This window comes from Haemophilus sp. THUN1690, assembly GCF_059704375.1.
On sequence record NZ_AP046583.1, the window covers coordinates 21,435 to 45,477 of the forward strand.

Here is a 24,043-nt window from a genome sequence, read left to right on the forward strand (position 1 = left end):
GATGTTTTTCCACCGCACTTCGGCGATTTTTCTTTCGTAAAGCGAGTGAAGCAGAAATTCTTCACTCCCCTACTGATTACTCTTCGTCTAACTCGATATTTAAACCAAGTGAGCGGATTTCTTTCATAATTACATTGAAAGATTCCGGTGTGCCTGGGTCCATGTGTTGGTTACCACTTACGATGTTTTTATACATCTTCGTACGACCATTCACATCATCCGATTTCACCGTTAACATTTCTTGTAAGGTATAAGCTGCACCATATGCTTCAAGTGCCCATACTTCCATCTCACCGAAACGTTGGCCACCGAATTGAGCTTTACCACCCAATGGTTGTTGTGTAACAAGGCTATAAGAACCAGTTGAACGAGCATGCATTTTGTCATCAACTAAGTGGTTCAATTTGAGCATGTACATATAACCTACAGTTACTGGGCGCTCGAATTTCTCACCTGTACGACCATCATATAAAGTGATTTGACCTGAAGTTGGTAATCCACCAAGTTTTAATAGCTCTTTGATTTCAGCTTCAGCTGCACCATCAAATACTGGTGTCGCAACCGGTAAACCTTTACGTAGATTTTCAGCTAAGCGCAATACTTCTTCATCTGTGAAGGTACTTAAATCCACTTTTTGTGAGCCATTACCTAAGTCATACGCTTTTTGGATATAACCACGTAATTTTTCCACTTCTTGTTTTTGTTTAAGCATTGCATTGATTTGATCACCAATACCTTTCGCAGCTAAACCTAAGTGGGTTTCAAGGATCTGACCGATGTTCATACGAGATGGTACGCCCAGTGGGTTCAATACGATCTCAACTGGTTGGCCATTCTCATCGTATGGCATATCTTCAACTGGGTTAATTTTCGAGATAACACCTTTGTTACCATGACGACCCGCCATTTTATCACCCGGTTGGATATGACGTTTCACCGCGAGGTAAACTTTAACCACTTTTAACACGCCCGGTGCAAGATCATCACCTTTGATGATTTTCTTACGTTTCACTTCAAGTTTATGTTCAAACTCTTTGCGAAGTTCTTCGTATTGCTCTGCAAGCTGTTCTAATTGATTTTGTTTTTCTTCATCTGCAATGGTTTGTTCTAACCATTTAGTGCGATCTAATTTATCTAATTGCGCGGCATCAGCACCACTAGAAATAAGAAGATTACGAACACGAGCAAATAAGCCAGCTTCTAAAATCTCTAACTCTTCAGTTAAATCTTTTTTCGCTTCACGAAGCTGCATTTCTTCAATTTCTAATGCACGTTTATCTTTTTCTACGCCATCACGAGTGAAGACTTGAACATCAATAACCGTACCTGATGTACCGTTTGGCACACGTAATGAAGAATCTTTCACATCAGAGGCTTTTTCACCAAAGATTGCACGTAAAAGTTTTTCTTCTGGGGTTAATTGAGTTTCACCTTTAGGCGTTACTTTACCTACTAAGATGTCACCACCTTTAACCTCTGCACCAACATAAACAATACCAGATTCATCAAGTTTGCTTAACGCAGACTCACCTACGTTTGGAATATCTGCAGTAATTTCTTCTGCACCTAACTTAGTATCACGCGCAACACAAGATAATTCTTGAATATGGATGGTAGTGAAGCGGTCTTGTTGTACAACACGCTCAGAAACTAACATTGAGTCTTCGAAGTTATAACCGTTCCAAGGCATGAACGCCACGCGGATATTTTGACCTAGTGCTAATTCACCTAAGTCTGTTGAAGGGCCATCTGCTAAGACTTCACCACGATTAATTGGATCGCCTAAATTCACACAAGGAATTTGGTTGATACACGTATTTTGGTTAGAACGGGTGTATTTAATTAAGTTATAAATATCGATACCCGCTTCGCCTGCTACAGTTTCGTCTTCATTTACTTTAATAACGATACGAGAAGCATCGACGTACTGAACTGTACCACCACGTTTTGCAACAACCGCAACACCTGAGTCAAGTGCGATTGGTTTTTCCATACCTGTACCAACTAATGGTTTGTCAGCACGTAATGTTGGAACTGCTTGACGTTGCATGTTCGCCCCCATCAACGCACGGTTCGCATCGTCATGCTCAAGGAATGGAATTAATGCAGCCGCGACAGATACCACTTGTTGTGTCGAAACGTCCATATAGTGAATATCTTCAGGTTTATATAAACCTGATTCACCACGTTCACCACGTGCAGTAACGAAAGCATCAGTAAAACGGTTATTTTCGTCTAAGTTTGAGTTTGCCTGTGCAATGATATAGTTTGCTTCATCAATTGCAGATAAGTATTCAATTTCTTCAGTAACTTGACCATCAACTACTTTACGATATGGCGTTTCTAAGAAACCATAATCATTAGTACGTGCAAACGCAGAAAGTGAGTTGATCAAACCGATGTTTGGACCTTCAGGGGTTTCAATCGGACATAAACGACCATAGTGGGTATTATGTACGTCACGCACTTCAAAGCCTGCGCGCTCACGAGTTAAACCACCTGGACCTAATGCAGAAATACGACGCTTGTGCGTCACTTCTGATAATGGGTTGTTTTGGTCCATAAATTGCGAAAGTTGTGAAGAACCAAAGAATTCTTTCACCGCTGCAGAAATTGGTTTTGGATTAATTAAGTCTTGCGGTGTGATTGCATCTAAATCACCTAAAGATAAGCGTTCTTTCACCGCTCTTTCTACACGCACTAAACCAATACGGAATTGGTTTTCCGCCATCTCACCTACACTACGGATACGACGGTTACCCAAGTGGTCAATATCATCCACTTCGCCGCGACCATTACGGATGTCGATCAATTTACGCATTACCGCAATAATATCTTCATTGCTTAAAGTGCCAGCGCCTTCACCTTCTGCGATCGCTAAAGAACGATTAAATTTCATACGACCGACAGCAGATAAATCATAACGCTCTGCAGAGAAGAATAAATTATTGAATAACGCTTCTGAAGATTCTGGTGTTGGTGGTTCACCCGGACGCATCATGCGATAAATTTCATAAAGCGCACTGGTTTTGTCATAAGTTGGATCTACACGTAGCGTTTCGGAAATATATGGACCGTAATCTAAATCATTAGTAAATAAAGTTTCGATCGTGGTATAACCTGCTTGCGCTAATTTTGCAAGAGTCTCTAAAGAAATCTCACCATTTGCAGGGCAAATAATTTCGCCAGACTCTAAATCAACATAATCTTTCGACGCAACTTTACCTAAAATATATTCAGAAGGTACAACGACTTGTGAAATTTTATCTTTTTCTAATGCTTTGATATGACGTGCGGTAATACGACGACCACGTTCAACATAAACTTTGCCATTTGCTTCAATATCAAAAGAAGCTGTTTCACCACGTAAACGTTCTGGCACTAAAGTCATTAACAATTTATCGCCAGCGATTTCAAAGGTAATTTTATCAAAGAATAAGTTTAAGATTTCTTCAGTGGTATAGCCTAATGCACGAAGAATGATTGTTGCCGGTAATTTACGACGACGGTCAATACGAGCAAATAAGTTATCTTTTGGATCGAATTCAAAATCTAACCAAGAACCACGGTAAGGGATAATACGTGCGTTATAAAGCACTTTACCTGAAGAATGAGTTTTACCTTTGTCAGAATCAAAGAATACACCTGGACTACGGTGTAATTGTGAAACGATAACACGCTCGGTGCCATTAATTACGAAAGTACCGTTATCAGTCATTAATGGGATTTCACCCATATAAACTTCATTTTCTTTAATATCTTTAACTGCGCGTGAAGAAGATTCTTTATCGTAGCTCACTAAACGTAATTTTACACGTAAGCCTGCTGCATAAGTTGATCCACGAATTTGACACTCACGTACATCAAATTCAGGTTCTTCTAAACGATAATCTACATATTGTAATTCTGTATAGCCATTATTGCTTACAATAGGGAATACAGAACGGAATGCCGCTTCTAAACCTTGCTGACCTTCAGGATCTTTTTGAATAAATTTATCAAAAGAATCCAACTGAATGGTTAATAAATAAGGAACATTTAAAACTTGCGGACGTTTACCGAAATCTTTACGAATTCGTTTTTTTTCAGAATAGGAGTAACCCATTGGTTTTCCTCTGCTAACTGTTCAGTGACCTAGCCACAAACTAACTGTGACGTGAATGACCGTTAAAATGACCGCACTCTGAACCTTACTTCTATAGTGGGGTGACAACTCAAATTACATAGGACGACAACTTGAGCAAAACAACGACAAATAACGGTGAATTTATCATTGTATAGATGTGCTTTCTATCAAAACACGGTTAAATTAAACAATAAAAGGTCAAAATTGATTAAAAATCAATCTAAATCTTTGCTAATTTTAAGGCGGTAAATTTTAAATGAATGCAGCTTTCTCGTCAAGTTTAAAACTTATGAATAAATTTTATGAATAAATTTTATGAAATAAAAAACCGCACTTTAAAAAAGTGCGGTTTAAAATCTATCAATTCTTTAAATTATAAAGAAGTTTGATCAACAGCAACACCTGCACCCATAGTGGTAGAGATGCTTACTTTCTTGATGAAGATACCTTTAGCTGTAGTTGGTTTTGCTTTGTTTAAAGCTGCCAATAATGCTTGAAGGTTTTCTTTTAATTGAACTTCAGAGAAGTTTGCTTTACCAATAGTGGTGTGGATGATACCGTTTTTATCATTACGATAACGGATCTGACCAGATTTAGCATTTTTAACTGCTTCAGCAACGTTTGGAGTTACAGTACCCACTTTAGGGTTTGGCATTAAACCACGTGGGCCTAATACTTGACCTAATTGACCAACAACACGCATTGCATCAGGAGAAGCGATAACAACATCAAAGTTCATTTCGCCTTTTTTGATTTGCTCTGCTAAATCTTCCATACCTACTAAATCAGCACCAGCTTCTTTAGCTGCATCTGCGTTAGCACCTTGAGTGAACACAGCTACGCGTACTTCACGACCAGTACCGTGTGGTAATACAGTTGCACCACGAACGTTTTGGTCAGATTTACGAGGATCGATACCTAAGTTTACTGCAACGTCAACACTTTCAACGAATTTAGCGGTTGCGAATTGTTTTAATACCGCGATCGCTTCGTTGATTTCGTATGCTTTAGTAGAATCTACGCCAGCTTTGATTGCTTTCATTTTTTTAGTCAATTTAGCCATCGTATTATTCCTCCACCACTAAGCCCATAGAGCGAGCAGTACCAGCAATTGATTTCATTTTGGTTTCGATAGACGCGCCAGTCATATCTGCTGCTTTAGTTTCAGCGATTTGACGAACTTGATCTAAAGTTACTTTACCCACTTTATCTTTGTTCGGTTTACCTGAACCAGATTTGATACCTGCAGCTTTTTTCAATAATACTGCTGCTGGTGGAGTTTTAGTTACGAAAGTAAATGAACGGTCTGCATATACAGTGATAACAACTGGAATTGGTAAACCTTTTTCTAAGCTCTCAGTACGAGCGTTGAATGCTTTACAGAATTCCATGATGTTCACACCTTGTTGACCTAATGCAGGACCAACTGGTGGTGATGGGTTTGCCATACCAGCTGCAACTTGCAACTTAACGTAGGCTTGGACTTTTTTTGCCATTTTAGTTTTCCTCTAATTGGGTAATAACGCTATTAAATAGCTCCCCGATAATTTTCAGTGCAACATTCATTGCACCACACAAAAATATGAGCCGCGAACGGCTCATAATGGGCGCGGATTATATTAAAAGTACGGTTGTTTTTCAAGCACTTCTTAAATCCACTATAAGAAATTATTGTGCATCACCAATTAAGACTGAATCCAATGCAATTTCAATCATATCATTGAATGTTAATTGGCGTTCTTCCGCAGTCGTTTGTTCATGCGTACGAATGTGATCAGATACGGTACAAATCGTTAATGCTTTTGCACCATATTCTGCAGCTACACCATAAATTCCAGCGGCTTCCATTTCCACGCCTAAAATGCCGTATTTTTCCATTACATCGAACATTTCAACATCAGGTGTATAGAATAAATCCGCCGAGAATAAATTACCTACACGAACGGCCTTGCCTTTTGCTTTTGCAGCTAGAACAGCGGCTTGTACCATATCGAAGTCAGCAATAGCTGCAAAATCGTTATCTTTGAAACGAATACGGTTTACTTTTGAATCGGTACATGCACCTAAACCGATAATTACATCGCGCACTTTTACGTCCATACGAACAGCACCACAAGAACCTACACGGATAATTTTTTTCACACCGTATTCGGTGATTAATTCTTTCGCGTAAATAGAGCAAGATGGAATCCCCATACCATGGCCCATAATAGAAATCTTACGACCTTTATAAGTCCCAGTAAAACCAAGCATATTACGAACATTTGTTACTTCTACTGCATCTTGCAAAAACGTTTCTGCAATGTATTTTGCACGAAGTGGATCGCCTGGCATTAAAACAACATCAGCAAATGCACCTTCAGGCGCGTTAATATGTGGAGTCATAATTTTCCTTCCTTTTTTCAAATATAAAAATAAAAAGTGCGGTCATTTTTCACCGCACTTATCCGAGAATTAAAGCGCTGCAGCACCGAGACCAATGAACAAGCCAGCAATCGTTGCACTCATTAAGTTTGCTAAAGTACCCGCGATTACCGCTTTTAAGCCTAAACGAGCAACATCACTACGACGGTTTGGCGCCATTCCACCTAAACCACCGATTAAGATTGCAATTGAGCTGAAGTTAGCAAAACCACAAAGTGCGAAAGTAATAATTGCTTTGGTTTTTTCAGTTAATACAATCGCAGAATCTGGTTGCAAGTATTTTGCAAATTCGAGGTAACCTACGAATTCGTTAACCGCTAATTTCATACCGATCATTTGTCCTGCGATACCCGCTTCGGTACCGTCAGTTACACCGATTAAGTATGCTAATGGTTTAAAAATTAAACCAAAGATAGATTGTAAAGTTACGTCGCCATAGCCGAACCAGCCACCAACGCCACTTAAAATACCGTTAATTAATGCAATTAAACCAACGAATGCGATTAACATTGCACCTACGTTTAAGGCAAGTTGCATACCTGCACTCGCCCCCCCCGCCATTGCTTCAAGTACGTTAGTTGGTTTTTCTGAATCATTGTCTTCTGGTTGTTTATCAGAGAATTGTTCTGTTTGTGGGAACATTAATTTCGCAAATAACAAACCTGCTGGTGCCGCCATAAATGACGCAGCGATTAAGTATGTCAATGGCACGCCCATTCCAGCATAACCCGCCATTACTGAACCCGCGATAGATGCTGTACCACCTACCATGATGGCAAATAATTCAGATTGGGTCATATTTTTAATGTAAGGACGAACCACCAATGGTGCTTCAGTTTGACCAACGAAAATATTAGCCGCAGCGGACATGGATTCTGCTTTTGACGTACCCAATGCTTTTTGCAATGCACCACCCAATACTTTAATCACCACTTGCATAATACCAAGGTAATAAAGCACAGAAATTAAGCCAGAGAAGAATACAATAATTGGTAATACTTTCACTGCAAAAATGAAACCTGAAGGTTTGCTTGGATCAGCTAAACCGCCAAATACAAAGTTAATACCTTCGTTACCGTAAGCAATAACATTTGATACTGCATCAGCAGTTGCACCAAGTGCTTGTTTACCTGCTGGCACATATAAAATAAGGGCGGCAAATCCAACTTGGATTGCTAACGCCCCGAGCACGGTTCTGATACTAATCGCTTTACGATTATTGGAAAGTAACACGGCAATAGCGATTAATACGACCATTCCCAAAATGCTGCTTAACACACTCATTTGATTCCCCTAGATTGGTTAAATTAATAAAAAATCGGCTTATTCTACTTGTTTTCTCACAAAAAGTCGGGGGTTTTCACCGCTCTTTTTTGTAAACGACTACAAAATAGTCAAAACCTTGTTAATTCCACATTGACGCGCATAAGCAGCCAATGCATTAGTTTCTTCCGCACTTGGAATATGCGTTGATAACCCAGTTTCATCGCGCGCACCTTTACTATGCACGCGGATAATTTTTAATGCCACATCAGGATAATTTCGTAAAAGTAGCGCAACTTTGCTCACCAAATGTTCAGCATCAAAAAAATGCTTTAAAAAAACTAACCGCACTTCTTCCACTTTATTTACCGGCAACAAGGCAGCCAGATTTTGTAAATTTCGCTCAAGTTTATCGTTTTTTATGTGTAAACGTTCCGGTATCACTTGCTGTGGCACGATTCCTGTTTGATTTTGTCGGTCAAAACAGAGCGTTTGTAAACCTGCGCCTTCTCCTTTCAGATCGAATAAAAATTTATCAGTGACATCGATTAACGAACGAATACGATCAAACTCAAAAAAGCCACTACTATCCAAATAACAGGTTAATCCCTGCGAACGTAAAGCCTCAAAGAGCGGCACCAGTTTTTTGTGATGGATAGTCGGTTCACCGCCTGAAATTGTTACGCCACGAATAAATGGAACCGCCTCCATAACCTGTTCATACAAATACTGCAAACTAACCAATTTCGCATTTTCCGTATAACGAGGAATAGTTTCCGGATTATGGCAATACAAGCAATTTAGCTTGCAACCTTGCAGAAAAATACTCGAACGGTTGCCTTGCCCCTCTACATTTGAAAAAGGAATAATCCGATGTAACGGCACAAAAATCTCAGAAAGTGCGGTCATTTTTCCAATTATTTTTCAGCAGTGACATCTTTTTCATCGCGTAATTGGCGATCAAACACGTTGGTACATTCATCTGTACCCGAGCCATACCAAGTCGTATCGCGTAATGCGACTTCGCCTTTACGGTATTTTTCAACTTCGCTTTTCTTCACCAGATAACCTGTAACACGAATTAAATCTGTATTTTTCAAATAGGTGGTAATGTAGCGATAGCCCAAAGAGAATGCACCATCAATAATATCCACCACCGCATCGCAGTGATCCACATAGGTTTGATCAAAGGCGAATAAATCCCCTGTACCAGATGGGAAATATTTATGGAACGGTGCAGACTGTTTCAAATGCGCAAGTAACGTTGGTTCTTCGCCTACACGAATACGGTGAGCCGGTGCGTTGCGTTTGTCTTCTTCGTGGTTACTTGCGCCAACTTGCGCATGTAATAAATAACGATTGCCAGTGCGTTCTGCATAAACCCCTTCATGTGCATCAGTGATTTCTTTAAGTTTATCCATAATTGCTGTCGCAATTTCATCACCACGAGCACTTTTACCAAAGGTTTCATTTAATCCTTCACATTGCAATAAATGGTTTGCTGCATCTGCCAAGCCCACAATTGCAAACATTCCCGTAAAATTAGTGCGTTTGATAAAGCCTTCTTTTTCGAGGAATGAACTGTTAAAGAAATTACTTTCTTCCACTACAAATTTGTGTCGTTTATCCATCGTTGAAAGAGCACATTTCGCCACACGTGGTAATAATTCATTCAGCATTTCATCCGCACTTTTACACGCGCGAGCAATCGTGCCTAGACGTAAACGCGTTAATGTGTAAGCACCGCCACATTCAGGCAGTGCGTTATAGCAACTTGCTACGCCGTATTCTTCACCTAGATCGGAAATATAATAAGCATCGTTTGCAAAAGATGGTTTAGAAACTAATAAACAGGCTTTTGCTGCAAGTTCAGCAAACTCACGGCTTGTTTTGGATTTATCATAACGAATGGTCATATTCGGTGTTGGCGCTTCAAGCTCAATCACTGCGCGTAAAATCAAGCGGCCCGCTTTCGTATCATAAGGTCCAATATTGGCATGACAGAATGAATCAGGCACAGTTTTGTCGATATGATTTAAGAAACGTTTAATTTTGATGTAGTCTTTTTCTTCATCAGTAATGAAAGGTTCAAGCAATACATCAAGACGGCCAACATAAACGGGATAAGTTGTGATAGATGGTACGTGAGAGTAAAGAATCAATAATCCATCAAGTGCCTCATCAAGATCTTTTGGTGGCGGCAACTCTAAAAATTCACAGCCCTTTTGGATATACACATTGTAATCAGGCAGGATATAACGAGGACGATAAATGGCGTAACCTTCACATAAATCACAGATCATCTGATTCTGTAAAAAGCCCCATTCTTCATCGGTATAACCAAGCAAATCTCGAGGATCAAATAAACGCTCGGCAATATTGCCTAATGTCATTAATTTTTGATGATAAGTCAGATTATTGGCTTTTACAGTATCGAGAATATCTTGAAGTGAAGCTAACATAACGTCCCCCTTTGAAAATGGTTTTATATTGTACGCAATGGTAACAAAATAGACAATTTTGAAAATGTGAGCGAGATCACATTTTCAGAAATAAAAACTGAAGCAAACGGTTAACTAGTAAAATAAGAAAGATCTAAATTTAGATAAGTGAAAAAAGATTTTGACTGGCAGAATAATGAAGCTCCGCCAGTTTTAATTTGATTGGTGAATTTTAAATGTTACGGCTTGAATAACACATTTTCTTAACAAAAGGGATTATCTCTTGTAATGCTTGTTGAATAGAAATTAGCCCAAGATTCATTTGAGTCTCTTTTCCTGCGGGTGGACAAAATGCAAGATACTTATCGACATCATTAATCGGTTTCCAGCGTCTCGGCTGAGAAGAACGGCTATTTGGATAAAATCCGATAGTCGGAATATTAAACGCACTACTCAAATGCAATGGCCCAGTAGATCCCGCAATAAATAAATCCGCACAAGCTAAAGAATGAGCAAAATCCACTAAACCTTTATTCTTATCGTAAATGACTACACGTGAATCATCCACCAAATTTGCCAATTCATGGGCTTTTTCACTTTCGCCAGGCCCTGCTGTCAGCACAACATTGCAATCAAACTCAGCCAATAAGCCTTTAATTAAATCTGCATATTGCGCTAAAGAAAGATTCGTTGCTGAGCCACCAGAACCACTATGCACAAAGATCCATTTTTTATTTGCGAAAAGCCCTAAATGCTCTTGCAAGAAAATTCGTTGATTTTCCACCGCACTTTTCTCAAAGGTTAAATAAGGCGGTTTAGGTTCAACAACTGGCATATTATGCTTTTGTAAAAAAGCACGAGCGAGATCTTGATTATACTCGGCTTCCGATTTTTCAGAACGAGAACGGCGTTGTGTTAAACGGTGATTATAGAGAATTTGAACCCATTTAGTCGCAGGTGCAAGGCGATATTTAATTCCGATTTTCCAAGCGAGTTTTCCATTATGGGTATTGGAAAAGAAACTAATCATTCCATCAAACTGCTGTGCTTTGATTTCCTGCACAAGACGATTGAAATCCGTTTTATCATTTTTTTTGCTATCAATAATGACATGATCAATAAACGGACAAACTTCCGCTAGAGGCGCTGTGTAACTCGGCACAAGTGCGGTTAATTTTAAAGAAGGATTCGATAATTTCAGCATAGCAAAAGCGGGCCATGCTTGCATAAAGTCGCCTAATTTATCGTTACGAATAACTAAGATCTTTTCCATAATTTCTCCGCTAAAATAAAAAACCGCACTCGAAAGTGCGGTCGTATTTTATGTTATTTTTGTGGATTATAAAACATCAACACAATTTAAGTCTTCGAAAGATTGCTCTAAGCGTTTAGACATAGATTCTTCCATTTTACGTAGCCATACACGTGGATCGTAGTATTTTTTGTTTGGCGCATCTGGGCCTTCAGGGTTACCTAATTGACCTTGAAGATAAGCTTCATTTGCTTTATAGAAGTTCAAAATACCATTCCAAGATGCCCATTGAGTATCGGTATCAATGTTCATTTTGATTGCACCGTAGCTAATTGCTTCACGGATTTCTTCGCGGCTAGAACCAGAACCACCGTGGAAGACGAAGTTAATTGGTTTCGCAGGAAGATTACGTTCTTTGGCAACAAACTCTTGTGATGCACCTAAAATAGATGGTTTTAATTTTACGTTACCTGGTTTATACACGCCATGTACGTTACCAAATGCTGCAGCAACCGTAAAGTTAGGACTTACTGGATTTAATTGGTCGTAAACATAAAGCACGTCAGATGGTTGAGTATATAAACGAGACTCATCAACACCAGAATTATCTACGCCATCTTCTTCACCACCGGTAATACCGATTTCGATTTCAAGGGTCATCCCCATTTTATCCATACGAGCGAGGTATTCACGGCAGATTGCCATGTTTTCTTCCATTGGCTCTTCAGAAAGATCAAGCATGTGAGAAGAGAATAATGGACGACCAGTTTCTGCGAAGTGTTTTTCACCCGCTTCAAGTAAGCCATCGATCCATGGAAGTAATTTTTTCGCAGCGTGGTCAGTGTGAAGAATAACAGGAACACCGTATTCTTTCGCTAAAGTATGAACGTGTTTCGCTCCAGCAATCGCACCAAGCACATCAGGACGAGCACCACTTGCAGGTTTAACGCCTTTACCTGCATAGAACGCAGCACCACCGTTAGAAAATTGAATAATAACTGGCGCTTTTACGCGTGCAGCAGTTTCTAACACGGCATTAACTGAGTCAGAACCTACGCAGTTTACTGCTGGGATAGCAAAGTTATGCTCTTTTGCATAAGCAAAGATTTTTTGCACATCTTCACCTGTTACGACACCAGGTTTCACGATATCTAATAATTTAGCCATACTTGTGTTTCCTTTTTATGTTTAGCGGGACAAGCCCGCAATTTGAGAATTTTTTGACTTTTTATTGATGGCGATATTTTAATGTTCGCCATCGATATGTCACATAGAAAAAGTGCGGTTAGTTTTTCGCACGTTTTTCAAGAATTTCTACTGCTGGTAATACTTTGCCTTCTACGAATTCTAAGAACGCACCGCCACCCGTTGAAATGTAAGAGATCTTGTCTGCAATACCGAATAAATCGATAGCTGCTAAAGTATCACCGCCCCCTGCGATAGAGAATGCATCGCTGTTTGCAATCGCGTGAGAAATGATTTCAGTCCCTTTACGGAAGTTAGGGAACTCAAATACGCCAACAGGACCATTCCATAAAACGGTTTTTGCATTTTTGATGATCTCTGCTAATTGTGCTGCAGATTTATCACCGATATCGAAGATAGATTCGTCATCTTTTACTTCAGTCACTGATTTTTCTGTTGCAGGTGCAGTTTCAGAGAATTCAGTACCAACACGTACATCAACTGGAACTGGAATATCAGTGCTTGCTGCTAATTCTTTTGCTACAGGGATTAAATCTGCTTCATATAACGATTTACCCACATTGTGGCCCGCTGCTGCAATGAACGTATTTGCAATACCACCGCCTACGATAATTTGGTCAGCAATTTTTGAAAGAGAGTTTAATACTTCTAATTTAGTGGAAACTTTAGAACCGCCTACAATCGCGACCATCGGACGAGCAGGCTCTTTTAATGCTTTGCCTAATGCATCTAATTCTGCAGCAAGTAATGGACCTGCACAAGCAACCGGTGCAAACTCCGCTACGCCGTAAGTTGATGCTTGCGCACGGTGAGCGGTACCGAAAGCATCCATCACGAATACATCACAAAGTGCGGCATATTTTTTACCTAACTCAGGATCGTTTTTCTTCTCACCTTTGTTCACGCGAACGTTTTCTAAAACAACGATTTCACCTTCTTTAACATCCACACCGTTTAAATAGTCTTGTTCTAAACGAACGTTAAAGCCTGCGTTTTTTAAGTAATCAACAACTGGTTGTAAAGAATCTTCTGGTTTGAATTCACCTTCAGTTGGACGACCTAAGTGAGAAGTTACCATCACTTTCGCGCCTTTTTCTAAGGCTAATTTTAAAGTAGGAATGGTCGCACGAATACGCGCATCTGAGGTCACTTTGCCATCTTTTACTGGCACATTAAGATCCGCACGGATAAATACACGTTTACCGGCTAAATCTAAATCGGTCATTTTGATTACTGACATAATCTATCCTCTTGTTAAGTTAAAATTAAAATTGAAAACTTTTCGTATTATACCTACTTCGCGCTAGGTTGTAACGATTTAGATCAAAGAAATTCTTATTTGCTTTGGCAATTCATTACCTGCCATTTTTTATCATAACAAATGAATAATTCGTTTTGACTTGCACCTAAATAAGCATTTTTTAATTGTGGATTATGCTGTTTCATCCAACGAAAAAGTTCATTACGGCTTAAATGTTGATTCGGTAATTTTAATGAGCTAAATAAATCCTGCTCCTTATCAAAATATTGCTGGGCAGAATCAAACGCACAGCTACCATGTTTTTCCCATTCACCTTGCAATAATTGTTCACCTGGTGAAATAGCCAAATATTGTGCTAATAAATCTTTTGGCAAGGCTGGTAAATCGCCCTTGCAAAAACGTGGATGATCCGTTACTGAAAGTGCATTTGCATTTTGAGGCCATAGTCCATGAACGACCCAACCTAAAGTGCGGTTACTTCCACATTGATATTGAGAGGAGGAAGGCAACTGATTACCATATTTTTCACGCTGAATATCACAAAATCCAGGCGACCAAGATAATGCCAACATATAATAATCGACAGGCGACTTTGCATTTTGCCCGATAGGATCATTACGCATAATCACATCATAATTGGCAAAAACATTCGGATTTTTCACCGCACTTTTTTCAAGATCCGTCCGCTTTGTCTCAAATTTAGGCTCAAATGCTTTTGTTTGCTTAGTTTGTTCAATTACGGGAGAAGGTGATTGATTTTTAGTTTTGGTTGAATCGGTAAAATACTGCCAAATTGCTAATACAACGAGGACAATAAGCGAAAGGGTGGAAGTGAATTTTTTCATAAATTTTGTTTAGTTTTTGTCAATCAAGTTTTTGTCGGCTATAATTCGCCGCTTTCAACTTTCTATTAAGGATCACAATGGCATTACTCATCACTAGCAAATGTACCAACTGCGATATGTGCTTACCAGAATGCCCAAACGAAGCCATTTCCATTGGCGATGAGATTTATGTGATCGATCCTGTACTTTGCACGGAATGTGTCGGCCATTACGACACGCCAACCTGCCAAAAAGTTTGCCCAATCACAAACTGTATTAAGCCCGATCCTGAACATCAAGAAACCGAAGAACAGCTTTGGGAACGCTTTGTGATGATTCATCATTCAGATAAATTGTAATTTTTAAAGCAACTGAAATATGACTTATTATCTTCTAAAAGAGTGCGGTTAATTTTTGAGCTTATTTTTATTATCAAAAAACTGAAATTTTTTACCGCACTTTTATCTATAAAAAGAACTACATTGAGTTACTTTTCTTCACATTATCCCGCTACGGCCGGTAAATATCCCCATTGAATTAAAAATGGAATGACCATAATCACGACGCCAATCAATAACGCAAACACCAAAGCAAAATTACCGCCAGCAACACGATATGGCAATGTTGGATTTTCAATACGTGTACGCCATGCCAAGCCAATTGGTAAAATTAAGCAATAGAACGAACACAACAAACCAGCGTAACTTAATGCAGTAATAAATCCTTCAGGATAAAACAATGCAAATACAAGTGGCGGTAAAAATGCGGCAATGGTTAATACAACGCGATTATTTGGCAAATGATAGCGTTTGAATAAATCACCTAAGCCTTCAAACACTCCAAGCATTACGCCTAAGAATGAAGTAATTAAAGCGAGTGATGAGAACACGCGAACCACTTCCCCCATAAAATGAGAGCCTGTAATTTCACGTGTTGCATTCACTAATCCATTTAGCGTTGGATCAGCTTGTAAAATACGCACAAATTCACTTTGACTTAATACACCATGGGTTGCTAACTGCCAGACTAGGTAAGCGGCTAATGGAATCGCGGTACCTATCAAAATGGCATGACGGAATTTTTCTACACTTCCACCTAAGTAGCTATTTACACTCGCCATAATGACGTGGAAGCCGAAAGAGGTAAAAAATATCGGCGCAGCAGAAACTACAAAAGCGTAATCCAAAGGCAATGCCATTAAATTATCTGTTGCCACTTTTGGAAGCATCATAAACAGTACAAAAGCAAAGGCGACTAGCTTACCAATAAATAACACGCGAGTTAAACCATCCACGCCTTTCGTTCCTACAACGACAAAAGAACCTAATACAACAGTAAAAATAATAATCGCCGTTTTAAGTGACATCGCTTCCATTCCAAAAGCAGTTGGCAAGCCTGAAAGCAGAGATCCACCACCAGTAATATAAGCGGCTGAAAGCGCATAAAGTAAAATTAACAAACTCAACGTTGCTAAAATTCGTCCCGGAACCCCAAAATATTTTTCAGCAAGCGTGGCGACACCATCATCCAACTGATCCGCTGTTTGATACACTTCTACAAACAACAATCCACTGTAAACCAACAAAGCCCACAAGCCTACGAGCAATAACACGGTATAACCAAAGCCCATGCCAGCTGATGTAAGCGGCATAGCAAGCATACCTGCTCCAATGGTTGTGCCTGCAATAATCAGTGCACTCCCAAATGTTTTATTCTGTAACATAAAATTATCCTTATAGTGTTGTGTTTGAAAACTAATTTAAAGTTGACCGCACTTTTCTTTATAGTGTAAGCGGCAAACAGAAAGGTAAGAGTCATTGCCCCCAATTTGAATTTGCGCGCCTTCTTTAATGACCTCACCTTGATCATTTAGGCGCAAAACAAAATTAGCCTTTCGGCCACAATAACAAATTGTTTTTAATTCTTCGAGTTGATCCGCCCAAGCCAGTAAATATTTACTTCCTTCAAAAAGTTCCGCTTGGAAATCTGTACGCAAGCCATAACAAAGCACAGGGATTTTGAGTTTATCTACGACATCGCTCAACTGGTAAACTTGTTGCTTGCTAAGAAATTGAGCTTCATCCACCAACACACAATGCACTTTTTCTTTTTTTAAGTGCTCATTGATTTCATCAAACAAATTAGTTTCCGAGCGAAATAAAAAGGCGTCTTGCGAAATACCAATACGCGATGTGACTTTTCCCACGCCAAAACGATCATCAATCGCAGCCGTATAAACTAATGTGTTCATATCACGCTCACGATAGTTATAGGAAGATTGCAGCAATGTCGTAGACTTACCAGCATTCATGGTGGAGTAGTAGAAATAGAGTTTTGCCATTTTTTCTCCTAAATTGCCGGTAATTCCGTCATTGCCCAACGAGGCTTAACATCAATAGCCAGATCGCTATACTGACCTTGTTTTAAACGTAAAAAACCTGTGTAAGCAATCATCGCACCATTATCTGTACAAAATTGAGGTTGAGGATAAAACACTTCGCCACCTAAATTTTGCATTAAGTGCGCAAGCGTTTCTCGGAGTTTTTTATTTGCGCTCACCCCTCCCGCAATCACTAAACGTTTATAACCTGTTTCTTTCAATGCACGCTTACATTTAATGGCAAGTGTATCCACCACCGCATCTTGGAAAGCATAAGCAATATCCGATTTAGTTTGTTCTGTTAGTTCCCCCTCGTTTTTAATTGCTTGATTAATCGTATTCGCGGCAAACGTTTTTAAACCTGAAAAACTAAAATCAAGGCCTGCACGATCTGTCATTGGACGTGGAAATGTGAAACGATTTGGTGTGCCTTTTTCTGCTAAACGAGAAAGTGCCGCACCACCTGGATAATCTAGTCCAAGTAATTTTGCTGTTTTATCAAAGGCCTCACCTGCTGCATCATCAATGGATTCGCCAATCACTTCATATTTCCCTACGCCATCTACACGCACTAATTGAGTGTGACCACCCGATACCAACAGAGCAACAAAAGGAAAGTGCGGTGAATTGTCATCAAGCATTGGCGCAAGTAAATGCCCTTCCATATGATGAACACCAATAGCAGGAACATTCCACGCATAAGCTAAAGAACGTGCAATCGTAGCGCCGACAAGCAATGCGCCAACAAGCCCAGGACCACTCGTATAAGCAATACCATCAATATCGCTCGCCGTTAACTTAGCTTCTTCCAACGCAGCTTTAATGAGAGGAGCTGTTTTACGAATATGATCGCGCGATGCCAATTCAGGAACCACACCACCATAATCTGCATGCAGGGCAATTTGAGTATAAAGTTGATTAGCAATTAATCCTTTTTCTTCATCATAAATTGCCACGCCCGTTTCATCACAGGAGGTTTCAATGCCTAAGATTTTCATTGATTTTCTTAATTTATTACCTAAAATGTTGCGCGATTTTACCCTGTTTAAGCGGTTTTAACCAGTTGAAACCACAAATATTAAGGTGAATTGGCATTCTTTCCTTTACTTTTTCCCTAAAAGTAGATTAGAATTGCGTCCTTTATTAAATTTACCATTTGCACAGTGGTGCGTTGGTGAAAATAACATTTTAAATTGCAATTAAATTAAACTCATTGAGGTGATTGGCTTATGCCTGTAATTAAAGTACGTGAAAACGAATCATTTGACGTAGCTTTACGTCGTTTCAAACGCTCTTGCGAAAAAGCGGGAATCTTAGCTGAAGTACGCGCTCGCGAATTTTACGAAAAACCAACTACAATTCGTAAACGTGAAAATGCAACGCTTGCAAAACGTCACGCAAAACGCAACGCTCGCGAAAACGCGCGCAATACCCGTTTATACTAATTTATAGTATTTTCTGACTCGAGTTAAGACAAACCGTGAATCCTTCGGACTCACGGTTTTGTTACTTTAAGCACAATAAAAATCTACGCCAAAAACGACCGCACTTTCACACCACGATCACGGAGGCTCGACAATGAAAGGTTCTATTCCACGCCCCTTTATTGATGATTTGCTGACAAAGTCCGATATTGTCGATGTGATTAACGCGCGCGTAAAACTAAAAAAAGCCGGCCGCGATTATCAAGCCTGCTGCCCTTTCCATCATGAAAAAACACCATCTTTCACGGTTAGTCAAAAGAAACAGTTTTATCATTGCTTTGGTTGTGGCGCACATGGTAATGCGATTTCCTTTTTAATGGATTATGACAAGCTTGAATTTGTAGAGGCGATTGAAGAACTTGCAGCGATGGCAGGGCTTGAGGTACCTTACGAAAAACGCACTAATAACAGCGGGAAACCTCAAGCTAATTATCAAACCAAACGAAATCTCTATGAATTAATGCAAGAGATTGCCAAGTTTTATCAAAGCCAATTGCCATTAAATACACAAGCGCAAGAATATTTACAACAACGTGGGCTTTCGTCTGAAATTATTGAGCGTTTCCAAATTGGGTTTGTACCGAATGCGATGGATACGGTACTGCGTAAATTTGGTGTTAATCGTGAAGAACAACAAAAACTCATTGAGTTAGGCATGCTTTCTCGAAATGATCGGGGTAATATTTACGATAAATTCCGAAATCGCATTATGTTTCCTATTCGCGATAAACGCGGTCGTACAGTGGCTTTTGGAGGGCGGGTATTAACGGATGAAAAACCGAAATATCTGAATTCACCAGAAACCATTACTTATCATAAAGGTAACGAGCTTTATGGTTTGTACGAAGCCTTACAAGCCAACGATGAACCAAAACAATTACTTGTTGTTGAAGGTTATATGGATGTGGTCGCATTAGCACAATTTGGCGTGGATTATGCGGTGGCTTCTTTAGGTACATCCACGACATCAGAACAAATTCAACTTATTTTTCGTTCGACTGAGCAAGTTGTTTGTTGTTACGATGGTGACCGTGCAGGGCGTGATGCGGCTTGGCGGGCATTAGAAAATGCGTTGCCTTATTTAGAAGATGGCAGACAACTCAAATTTATTTTCTTGCCAGAGGGAGAAGATCCTGATACTTACATTCGCCAATATGGCAAAGAAAAATTTGAAGAATATATCGAAAGTGCACAATCTTTAAGTGAGTTTATGTTTACTCACTTAAGCCCACAAGTTGATTTTTCTAGCAAAGAAGGGCGAGGAAAATTAGTTGCTCTGGCTGCGCCGTTAATTCGCCAAATTCCAGGAGAAATGCTGCGCTTATCGCTGCGCAATATGTTGGCTCAAAAGCTAGGAATTTTTGATCAAATGCAGTTGGAAAATCTTATTCCAAAACAATTAGAACACGCCAATACACAACAAAAAGTTGCTAATAATAAGATCAAGAAGACACCAATGCGAATGGTCATTTCATTGCTTCTTCAAAATCCTGAATTAGTAAAACGTATGTCTGAAAGCGGTGTGCAAGCATTACGTGCAGAAGCTGGTTTTGAAATTCTGGAAAAATTGACCGCACTTTGTCGCCAACGAGAAGGGATTACTACAGGGCAGATTTTAGAGCACTTCCGTGATACGTCTTACAGCAATCCCCTTGAAATACTGGCAACTTGGGATCATTTATTAGACGAAACAGAAATGATCAATGCATTTTCACAAAACTATCGTCGCTTAAATATTCAAGCCATTGAGCGAGACATTGAAATGCTTATTGCTAAAGAACGATCTGAAGGGCTTACTGACGAAGAAAAAACAGTGCTCGTTCACCTTTTGTCTGGGAAAGAACAGCAGAAAAAACAGTTAGTTAATCCACAATAACAATGATAAAATTCTAAGTTCGTAACAAGAATTATATTGCTACTATCACATCAAGCAAAACGGATATAAAAATGGAAAAAAATCAACAATCTACGGCTGAACAATATTCAGAACAAATTGAACAACTGATGGAATTAGGTCGCACTCAAGGTTATTTAACCTATGCAGAAATTAATGATTTATTACCAGAAGATGTCATCGACCCTGAATATTACGATAAGTTGCTACAAACGCTACAAAATGATGCAGGGATCCCCGTCTTAGACGAAGCCCCAGAAAGCGATGAGATGATGTTGAATGACACCATTCCAGATGAAGATGCGGTAGAAGAGGCAACCCAAATTCTTTCAAATGTAGAATCTGAAATCGGTCGAACAACCGATCCTGTCCGTATGTATATGCGTGAAATGGGAACGGTTGATCTTCTTACTCGTGAAGATGAAATCAGCATTGCAAAACGTATTGAAGAAGGAATTGATGAAGTTCAAACATCCATTGCTGCCTATCCTGAAGCTTTAAATGGGTTGCTAAAAAATTATGATGATGTGGAAAAAGGAAACTTCCGTTTAGCTGACTTAATTACAGGTTTTGTCGATCCAAATGCAGAAATAGAAGAACATAATGTCATTGATGAAAACTTTTCTGAAGACGGAGAGGAATCAGAAAGTGCAGATGTTGAAGACAATGAAGATGAAGACGAAAGCGAATCAGAATCTACATCAGATTCAAGCGAATCTGATAATAGCATCGATCCAGAGGTCGCAAGAGAAAAATTCCAACAGCTAAAAGAGCAACACAGCAAAACGCTTGCTGTTATTGAAAAACATGGTCGCTCAGGAAAACGTGCCCAGGATCAAATTGCACTGCTTGGTGAAATCTTTAAACAATTCCGCTTAGTACCAAAACAATTCGATTTACTCGTTTTATCAATGAAAGAAATGATGAAACGTGTGCGCTACGAAGAACGTCAATTACAAAAAATATTAGTTGATATTGCAGGAATGCCAAAAGATGATTTTGAAAAACTCATTATGACTAATGGCAGCAATACTGAATGGGTACAAAAAGCCTTAAAATCAAGCAAACCATGGGCAAAACGCTTACCAAAATATGAAGAACGTATCCTAGAAGCATTAAGTAACTTAGCTAGCATTGAAGAAAATACGAAACTTACCATTACCCAAATGCGCGATATCTGTGATGCAGTCGCTCGAGGTGAACAAAAAGCTCGTCGTGCTAAAAAAGAAATGGTAGAAGCTAACTTACGTTTAGTAATTTCCATCGCGAAAAAATATACGAACCGCGGTTTACAATTCCTTGACTTAATTCAAGAAGGGAATATTGGTTTAATGAAAGCTGTAGATAAATTTGAGTATCGCCGTGGTTATAAATTCTCTACATATGCGACTTGGTGGATTCGCCAAGCCATTACACGCTCTATTGCGGATCAAGCTCGTACAATCCGTATTCCGGTACATATGATTGAAACAATCAATAAACTTAACCGCATTTCTCGCCAGTTATTACAAGAAATGGGACGTGAAGCAACGCCAGAAGAATTGGCTGAACGCATGGGTATGCCGGAAGATAAAATCCGTAAAGTATTGAAAATTGCAAAAGAGCCAATTTCTATGGAAACGCCTATCGGTGATGACGATGACTCACATTTAGGTGATTTTATTGAAGATTCAACCTTAGAACTTCCTTTAGATTCTGCAACAGCACAAAGCTTAAGAGTTGCTACTCACGAAGTTCTTGAAGGCCTAACACCACGAGAAGCAAAAGTATTGCGCATGCGTTTTGGTATTGATATGAATACTGACCATACGCTTGAAGAAGTGGGTAAACAATTCGATGTCACACGTGAACGCATTCGTCAAATTGAAGCAAAAGCGTTACGTAAATTACGTCATCCTAGCCGATCAGAAACATTAAGAAGTTTCCTTGACGACTAAAAGTTACAAATAAAAAGGAGCTATAGCTCCTTTTTTATTACGTTAAACTAATAATAAAAAACCCGATCTAAGACCGGGTTTTATTTTGCCTATCTGACAAATTATTCTGCAACAACGATTACATCTAATGTTGCAAATACTTCACCGTGAAGTTGGAAACGAACATCGTGGTCACCAAGAGTACGGATTGGACCGTTTGGTAAACGAACTTCACTTTTCGCAATTTTAACGCCTGCTGCAGTTACTGCTTCTGCCACATCACGAGTAGTGATTGCGCCGAATAAACGACCTTCATCACCTGCTTTAGATGCGATAGTCACAGAACCTAATGCAGTAACTTCTGCTGCACGAGCTTGAGCCGCTGCAAGATTTGCTGCTGCTGCCGCTTCTAATTCTGCACGACGTGCTTCAAAGTGTTCAATGTTAGCTTTAGTTGCCATAACTGCTTTACCTTGTGGGATTAAGAAGTTACGTGCAAAACCTGATTTAACATTTACTTGATCGCCCACTTGACCTAAGTGAACAATTTTATCTAAAAGAATTACTTGCATTACCGTGTCTCCTTAATTACTGATGATTGTCAGTGTATGGAAGTAACGCTAAATAGCGAGCGCGCTTGATTGCACGAGCTAATTGACGTTGGTACTTCGCACGAGTACCGGTAATACGGCTAGGTACAATTTTGCCGCTTTCTGAAATATAGTTCTTTAATGTAGCGATATCTTTGTAATCGATTTCAACAACATTTTCCGCTGTGAAACGGCAGAACTTACGACGACGGAAATAACGTGCCATTTGGCTGTCTCCTAATCTATAAATTCGATTTGCTCGGCATGCAATACTAACTGCGTTAAACCATTTGAGGTTTTATGTGAAGTAATAAACCCCACCACAAGAAGTTTACTGCCGACCGTAATGCTTTGAGTTTTTTCTATTAACTGATTGCCACTGACCTGAACTGGCATCTTTAACCACGCTTGGCGTGATAAACCACTTTCGACTTGTTCGGAACGATGTTCTAGCCAAAATTGGCAATGCGCAATCCCGTTAGGGCTTTTGCTTCGCTTGGGTAATTGACACACTGTGCCGATTAACGAGAAGCGATTATCAAGTTTTGAATTACTCTTCAGCATCCTCAAAATCGTTGTTTTCAACTTCAGCTAAAGGTTTACGTTCTTCTTTAGCCGCTTTCATTGGGGACGCTTCTGTTACGGCGCGCTTAGTATGGATAACAAGACTGCGTAATACAGCATCGTTATAACGGAAAGTCGTTTCTAGCTCGTCGATGACTTGTTGAGGCGCTTCTACATTCATAAGCACATAGTGTGCTTTGTGTAATTTATTAATTGGGTACGCTAATTGGCGACGACCCCAATCTTCTAGGCGATGAACTTGACCACCAGCTTCTTTTACAGAACCGGTGTAACGTTCGATCATACCTGGTACTTGCTCGCTTTGGTCCGGATGAACCATAAACACGATTTCGTAGTGACGCATTACTGCTCCTTACGGGTTAATCAGCCTTTGACGTAGATCAGCCACCAATCTGCA

General features: G+C 39.6%; 22 protein-coding genes. 4 read left to right on the top strand and 18 right to left on the bottom strand.

Annotated elements, in window-relative coordinates:
- Positions 1-76: 76 nt before the first annotated feature.
- The 11 genes from rpoB to AC6H22_RS06505 all read right to left on the bottom strand — a co-directional run bounded on the left by rpoB (position 77) and on the right by AC6H22_RS06505 (position 14,818).
- Positions 77-4,105 carry a DNA-directed RNA polymerase subunit beta gene (gene rpoB / locus AC6H22_RS06455; RefSeq protein ID WP_005627659.1) on the bottom strand — a complete coding sequence of 1,343 codons (4,029 nt, stop codon included), beginning with the start codon at positions 4,103-4,105 and terminating at the stop codon, positions 77-79.
- 394 nt (positions 4,106-4,499) lie between these two features.
- A complete protein-coding gene (gene rplA, locus AC6H22_RS06460; protein ID WP_005627655.1) occupies positions 4,500-5,189 on the bottom strand; it encodes a 50S ribosomal protein L1 in 690 nt (229 codons plus the stop codon).
- A gap of 4 nt (positions 5,190-5,193) precedes the next feature.
- Positions 5,194-5,622: a 50S ribosomal protein L11 gene (gene rplK, locus AC6H22_RS06465; protein WP_005627653.1), complete on the bottom strand. Its 429-nt coding sequence runs from the start codon at positions 5,620-5,622 to the stop codon at positions 5,194-5,196.
- A gap of 172 nt (positions 5,623-5,794) precedes the next feature.
- A complete protein-coding gene (gene deoD / locus AC6H22_RS06470; RefSeq protein ID WP_005627650.1) occupies positions 5,795-6,511 on the bottom strand; it encodes a purine-nucleoside phosphorylase in 717 nt (238 codons plus the stop codon).
- A 69-nt stretch (positions 6,512-6,580) separates the two neighbouring features.
- Complete coding sequence (locus AC6H22_RS06475; protein ID WP_005627647.1) at positions 6,581-7,834, bottom strand: NupC/NupG family nucleoside CNT transporter; 1,254 nt, start codon at positions 7,832-7,834, stop codon at positions 6,581-6,583.
- Between the two features lie 99 nt (positions 7,835-7,933).
- The gene (locus AC6H22_RS06480; RefSeq protein WP_005627646.1) at positions 7,934-8,722 is read right to left on the bottom strand and encodes a 4Fe-4S cluster-binding domain-containing protein; all 789 of its coding nucleotides are present in this window, start codon (positions 8,720-8,722) and stop codon (positions 7,934-7,936) included.
- 8 nt (positions 8,723-8,730) lie between these two features.
- Positions 8,731-10,275 (bottom strand): YjjI family glycine radical enzyme, encoded by a 1,545-nt coding sequence (locus AC6H22_RS06485; protein ID WP_005627645.1) that lies wholly within the window; start codon positions 10,273-10,275, stop codon positions 8,731-8,733.
- 211 nt (positions 10,276-10,486) lie between these two features.
- Positions 10,487-11,527 carry a glycosyltransferase family 9 protein gene (locus AC6H22_RS06490; RefSeq protein ID WP_497515545.1) on the bottom strand — a complete coding sequence of 347 codons (1,041 nt, stop codon included), beginning with the start codon at positions 11,525-11,527 and terminating at the stop codon, positions 10,487-10,489.
- A 66-nt stretch (positions 11,528-11,593) separates the two neighbouring features.
- On the bottom strand, positions 11,594-12,673 hold the full coding sequence (fbaA, locus tag AC6H22_RS06495) for a class II fructose-bisphosphate aldolase (RefSeq protein WP_005627643.1): 1,080 nt from the start codon (positions 12,671-12,673) through the stop codon (positions 11,594-11,596).
- A gap of 118 nt (positions 12,674-12,791) precedes the next feature.
- Positions 12,792-13,952, bottom strand: coding sequence for a phosphoglycerate kinase (gene pgk / locus AC6H22_RS06500; RefSeq protein WP_005627642.1), 1,161 nt, complete (start codon positions 13,950-13,952; stop codon positions 12,792-12,794).
- Positions 13,953-14,047: 95 nt separating this feature from the next.
- Positions 14,048-14,818, bottom strand: coding sequence for a ribonuclease T2 family protein (locus AC6H22_RS06505; RefSeq protein WP_497515546.1), 771 nt, complete (start codon positions 14,816-14,818; stop codon positions 14,048-14,050).
- Between the two features lie 77 nt (positions 14,819-14,895).
- On the opposite strand from AC6H22_RS06505, the gene AC6H22_RS06510 reads away from it, so the two are divergent.
- Positions 14,896-15,156 (top strand): YfhL family 4Fe-4S dicluster ferredoxin, encoded by a 261-nt coding sequence (locus AC6H22_RS06510; protein WP_005627640.1) that lies wholly within the window; start codon positions 14,896-14,898, stop codon positions 15,154-15,156.
- A 143-nt stretch (positions 15,157-15,299) separates the two neighbouring features.
- On the opposite strand, the gene AC6H22_RS06515 is transcribed toward AC6H22_RS06510, so the two are convergent.
- From AC6H22_RS06515 to tsaD, 3 genes are read right to left on the bottom strand one after another with little or no spacing between them, the layout of a single operon-like run.
- Positions 15,300-16,520: an aromatic amino acid transporter gene (locus AC6H22_RS06515; protein ID WP_005627639.1), complete on the bottom strand. Its 1,221-nt coding sequence runs from the start codon at positions 16,518-16,520 to the stop codon at positions 15,300-15,302.
- A gap of 36 nt (positions 16,521-16,556) precedes the next feature.
- Positions 16,557-17,138, bottom strand: coding sequence for a thymidine kinase (locus tag AC6H22_RS06520; RefSeq protein ID WP_005627636.1), 582 nt, complete (start codon positions 17,136-17,138; stop codon positions 16,557-16,559).
- A gap of 8 nt (positions 17,139-17,146) precedes the next feature.
- Entirely contained in the window at positions 17,147-18,175 is a 1,029-nt protein-coding gene (gene tsaD, locus AC6H22_RS06525) for a tRNA (adenosine(37)-N6)-threonylcarbamoyltransferase complex transferase subunit TsaD (RefSeq protein WP_005627634.1), read from the bottom strand.
- A gap of 231 nt (positions 18,176-18,406) precedes the next feature.
- Between tsaD and rpsU the strand changes: the two genes are divergently transcribed.
- The 3 genes from rpsU to rpoD all read left to right on the top strand — a co-directional run bounded on the left by rpsU (position 18,407) and on the right by rpoD (position 22,492).
- On the top strand, positions 18,407-18,622 hold the full coding sequence (rpsU, locus tag AC6H22_RS06530; RefSeq protein ID WP_005627632.1) for a 30S ribosomal protein S21: 216 nt from the start codon (positions 18,407-18,409) through the stop codon (positions 18,620-18,622).
- Between the two features lie 133 nt (positions 18,623-18,755).
- Positions 18,756-20,537: a DNA primase gene (gene dnaG / locus AC6H22_RS06535; RefSeq protein ID WP_005627630.1), complete on the top strand. Its 1,782-nt coding sequence runs from the start codon at positions 18,756-18,758 to the stop codon at positions 20,535-20,537.
- Between the two features lie 71 nt (positions 20,538-20,608).
- On the top strand, positions 20,609-22,492 hold the full coding sequence (gene rpoD, locus AC6H22_RS06540) for an RNA polymerase sigma factor RpoD (RefSeq protein WP_005627628.1): 1,884 nt from the start codon (positions 20,609-20,611) through the stop codon (positions 22,490-22,492).
- A 101-nt stretch (positions 22,493-22,593) separates the two neighbouring features.
- On the opposite strand, the gene rplI is transcribed toward rpoD, so the two are convergent.
- Genes rplI through rpsF form a run of 4 tightly spaced genes read right to left on the bottom strand, consistent with a single transcriptional unit; the run spans position 22,594 to position 23,989 of the window.
- Positions 22,594-23,043, bottom strand: a complete 450-nt coding sequence (gene rplI / locus AC6H22_RS06545) for a 50S ribosomal protein L9 (RefSeq protein ID WP_005627626.1) — start codon at positions 23,041-23,043, stop codon at positions 22,594-22,596.
- A gap of 16 nt (positions 23,044-23,059) precedes the next feature.
- Positions 23,060-23,287, bottom strand: coding sequence for a 30S ribosomal protein S18 (gene rpsR, locus AC6H22_RS06550; RefSeq protein WP_005598105.1), 228 nt, complete (start codon positions 23,285-23,287; stop codon positions 23,060-23,062).
- Between the two features lie 11 nt (positions 23,288-23,298).
- Positions 23,299-23,625 (bottom strand): primosomal replication protein N, encoded by a 327-nt coding sequence (priB, locus tag AC6H22_RS06555; protein WP_005627623.1) that lies wholly within the window; start codon positions 23,623-23,625, stop codon positions 23,299-23,301.
- Positions 23,612-23,989, bottom strand: coding sequence for a 30S ribosomal protein S6 (gene rpsF, locus AC6H22_RS06560; protein WP_497515547.1), 378 nt, complete (start codon positions 23,987-23,989; stop codon positions 23,612-23,614). Before rpsF ends, priB begins: the two co-directional genes overlap by 14 nt.
- Positions 23,990-24,043: the final 54 nt, after the last annotated feature.

Coding starts and splice junctions, on each gene's coding strand:
- rpoB (WP_005627659.1), bottom strand. CDS start 4,105: ATGGGTTACTCCTATTCTGAAAAAAAACGAATTCGTAAAGATTTCGGT.
- AC6H22_RS06475 (WP_005627647.1), bottom strand. CDS start 7,834: ATGAGTGTGTTAAGCAGCATTTTGGGAATGGTCGTATTAATCGCTATT.
- tsaD (WP_005627634.1), bottom strand. CDS start 18,175: ATGAAAATCTTAGGCATTGAAACCTCCTGTGATGAAACGGGCGTGGCA.
- AC6H22_RS06520 (WP_005627636.1), bottom strand. CDS start 17,138: ATGGCAAAACTCTATTTCTACTACTCCACCATGAATGCTGGTAAGTCT.
- rpsR (WP_005598105.1), bottom strand. CDS start 23,287: ATGGCACGTTATTTCCGTCGTCGTAAGTTCTGCCGTTTCACAGCGGAA.
- AC6H22_RS06510 (WP_005627640.1), top strand. CDS start 14,896: ATGGCATTACTCATCACTAGCAAATGTACCAACTGCGATATGTGCTTA.
- deoD (WP_005627650.1), bottom strand. CDS start 6,511: ATGACTCCACATATTAACGCGCCTGAAGGTGCATTTGCTGATGTTGTT.
- dnaG (WP_005627630.1), top strand. CDS start 18,756: ATGAAAGGTTCTATTCCACGCCCCTTTATTGATGATTTGCTGACAAAG.
- rplK (WP_005627653.1), bottom strand. CDS start 5,622: ATGGCAAAAAAAGTCCAAGCCTACGTTAAGTTGCAAGTTGCAGCTGGT.
- rpoD (WP_005627628.1), top strand. CDS start 20,609: ATGGAAAAAAATCAACAATCTACGGCTGAACAATATTCAGAACAAATT.
- AC6H22_RS06490 (WP_497515545.1), bottom strand. CDS start 11,527: ATGGAAAAGATCTTAGTTATTCGTAACGATAAATTAGGCGACTTTATG.
- rpsU (WP_005627632.1), top strand. CDS start 18,407: ATGCCTGTAATTAAAGTACGTGAAAACGAATCATTTGACGTAGCTTTA.
- AC6H22_RS06485 (WP_005627645.1), bottom strand. CDS start 10,275: ATGTTAGCTTCACTTCAAGATATTCTCGATACTGTAAAAGCCAATAAT.
- rplI (WP_005627626.1), bottom strand. CDS start 23,043: ATGCAAGTAATTCTTTTAGATAAAATTGTTCACTTAGGTCAAGTGGGC.
- AC6H22_RS06515 (WP_005627639.1), bottom strand. CDS start 16,520: ATGTTACAGAATAAAACATTTGGGAGTGCACTGATTATTGCAGGCACA.
- fbaA (WP_005627643.1), bottom strand. CDS start 12,673: ATGGCTAAATTATTAGATATCGTGAAACCTGGTGTCGTAACAGGTGAA.
- AC6H22_RS06505 (WP_497515546.1), bottom strand. CDS start 14,818: ATGAAAAAATTCACTTCCACCCTTTCGCTTATTGTCCTCGTTGTATTA.
- AC6H22_RS06480 (WP_005627646.1), bottom strand. CDS start 8,722: ATGACCGCACTTTCTGAGATTTTTGTGCCGTTACATCGGATTATTCCT.
- pgk (WP_005627642.1), bottom strand. CDS start 13,952: ATGTCAGTAATCAAAATGACCGATTTAGATTTAGCCGGTAAACGTGTA.
- rpsF (WP_497515547.1), bottom strand. CDS start 23,989: ATGCGTCACTACGAAATCGTGTTTATGGTTCATCCGGACCAAAGCGAG.
- rplA (WP_005627655.1), bottom strand. CDS start 5,189: ATGGCTAAATTGACTAAAAAAATGAAAGCAATCAAAGCTGGCGTAGAT.
- priB (WP_005627623.1), bottom strand. CDS start 23,625: ATGCTGAAGAGTAATTCAAAACTTGATAATCGCTTCTCGTTAATCGGC.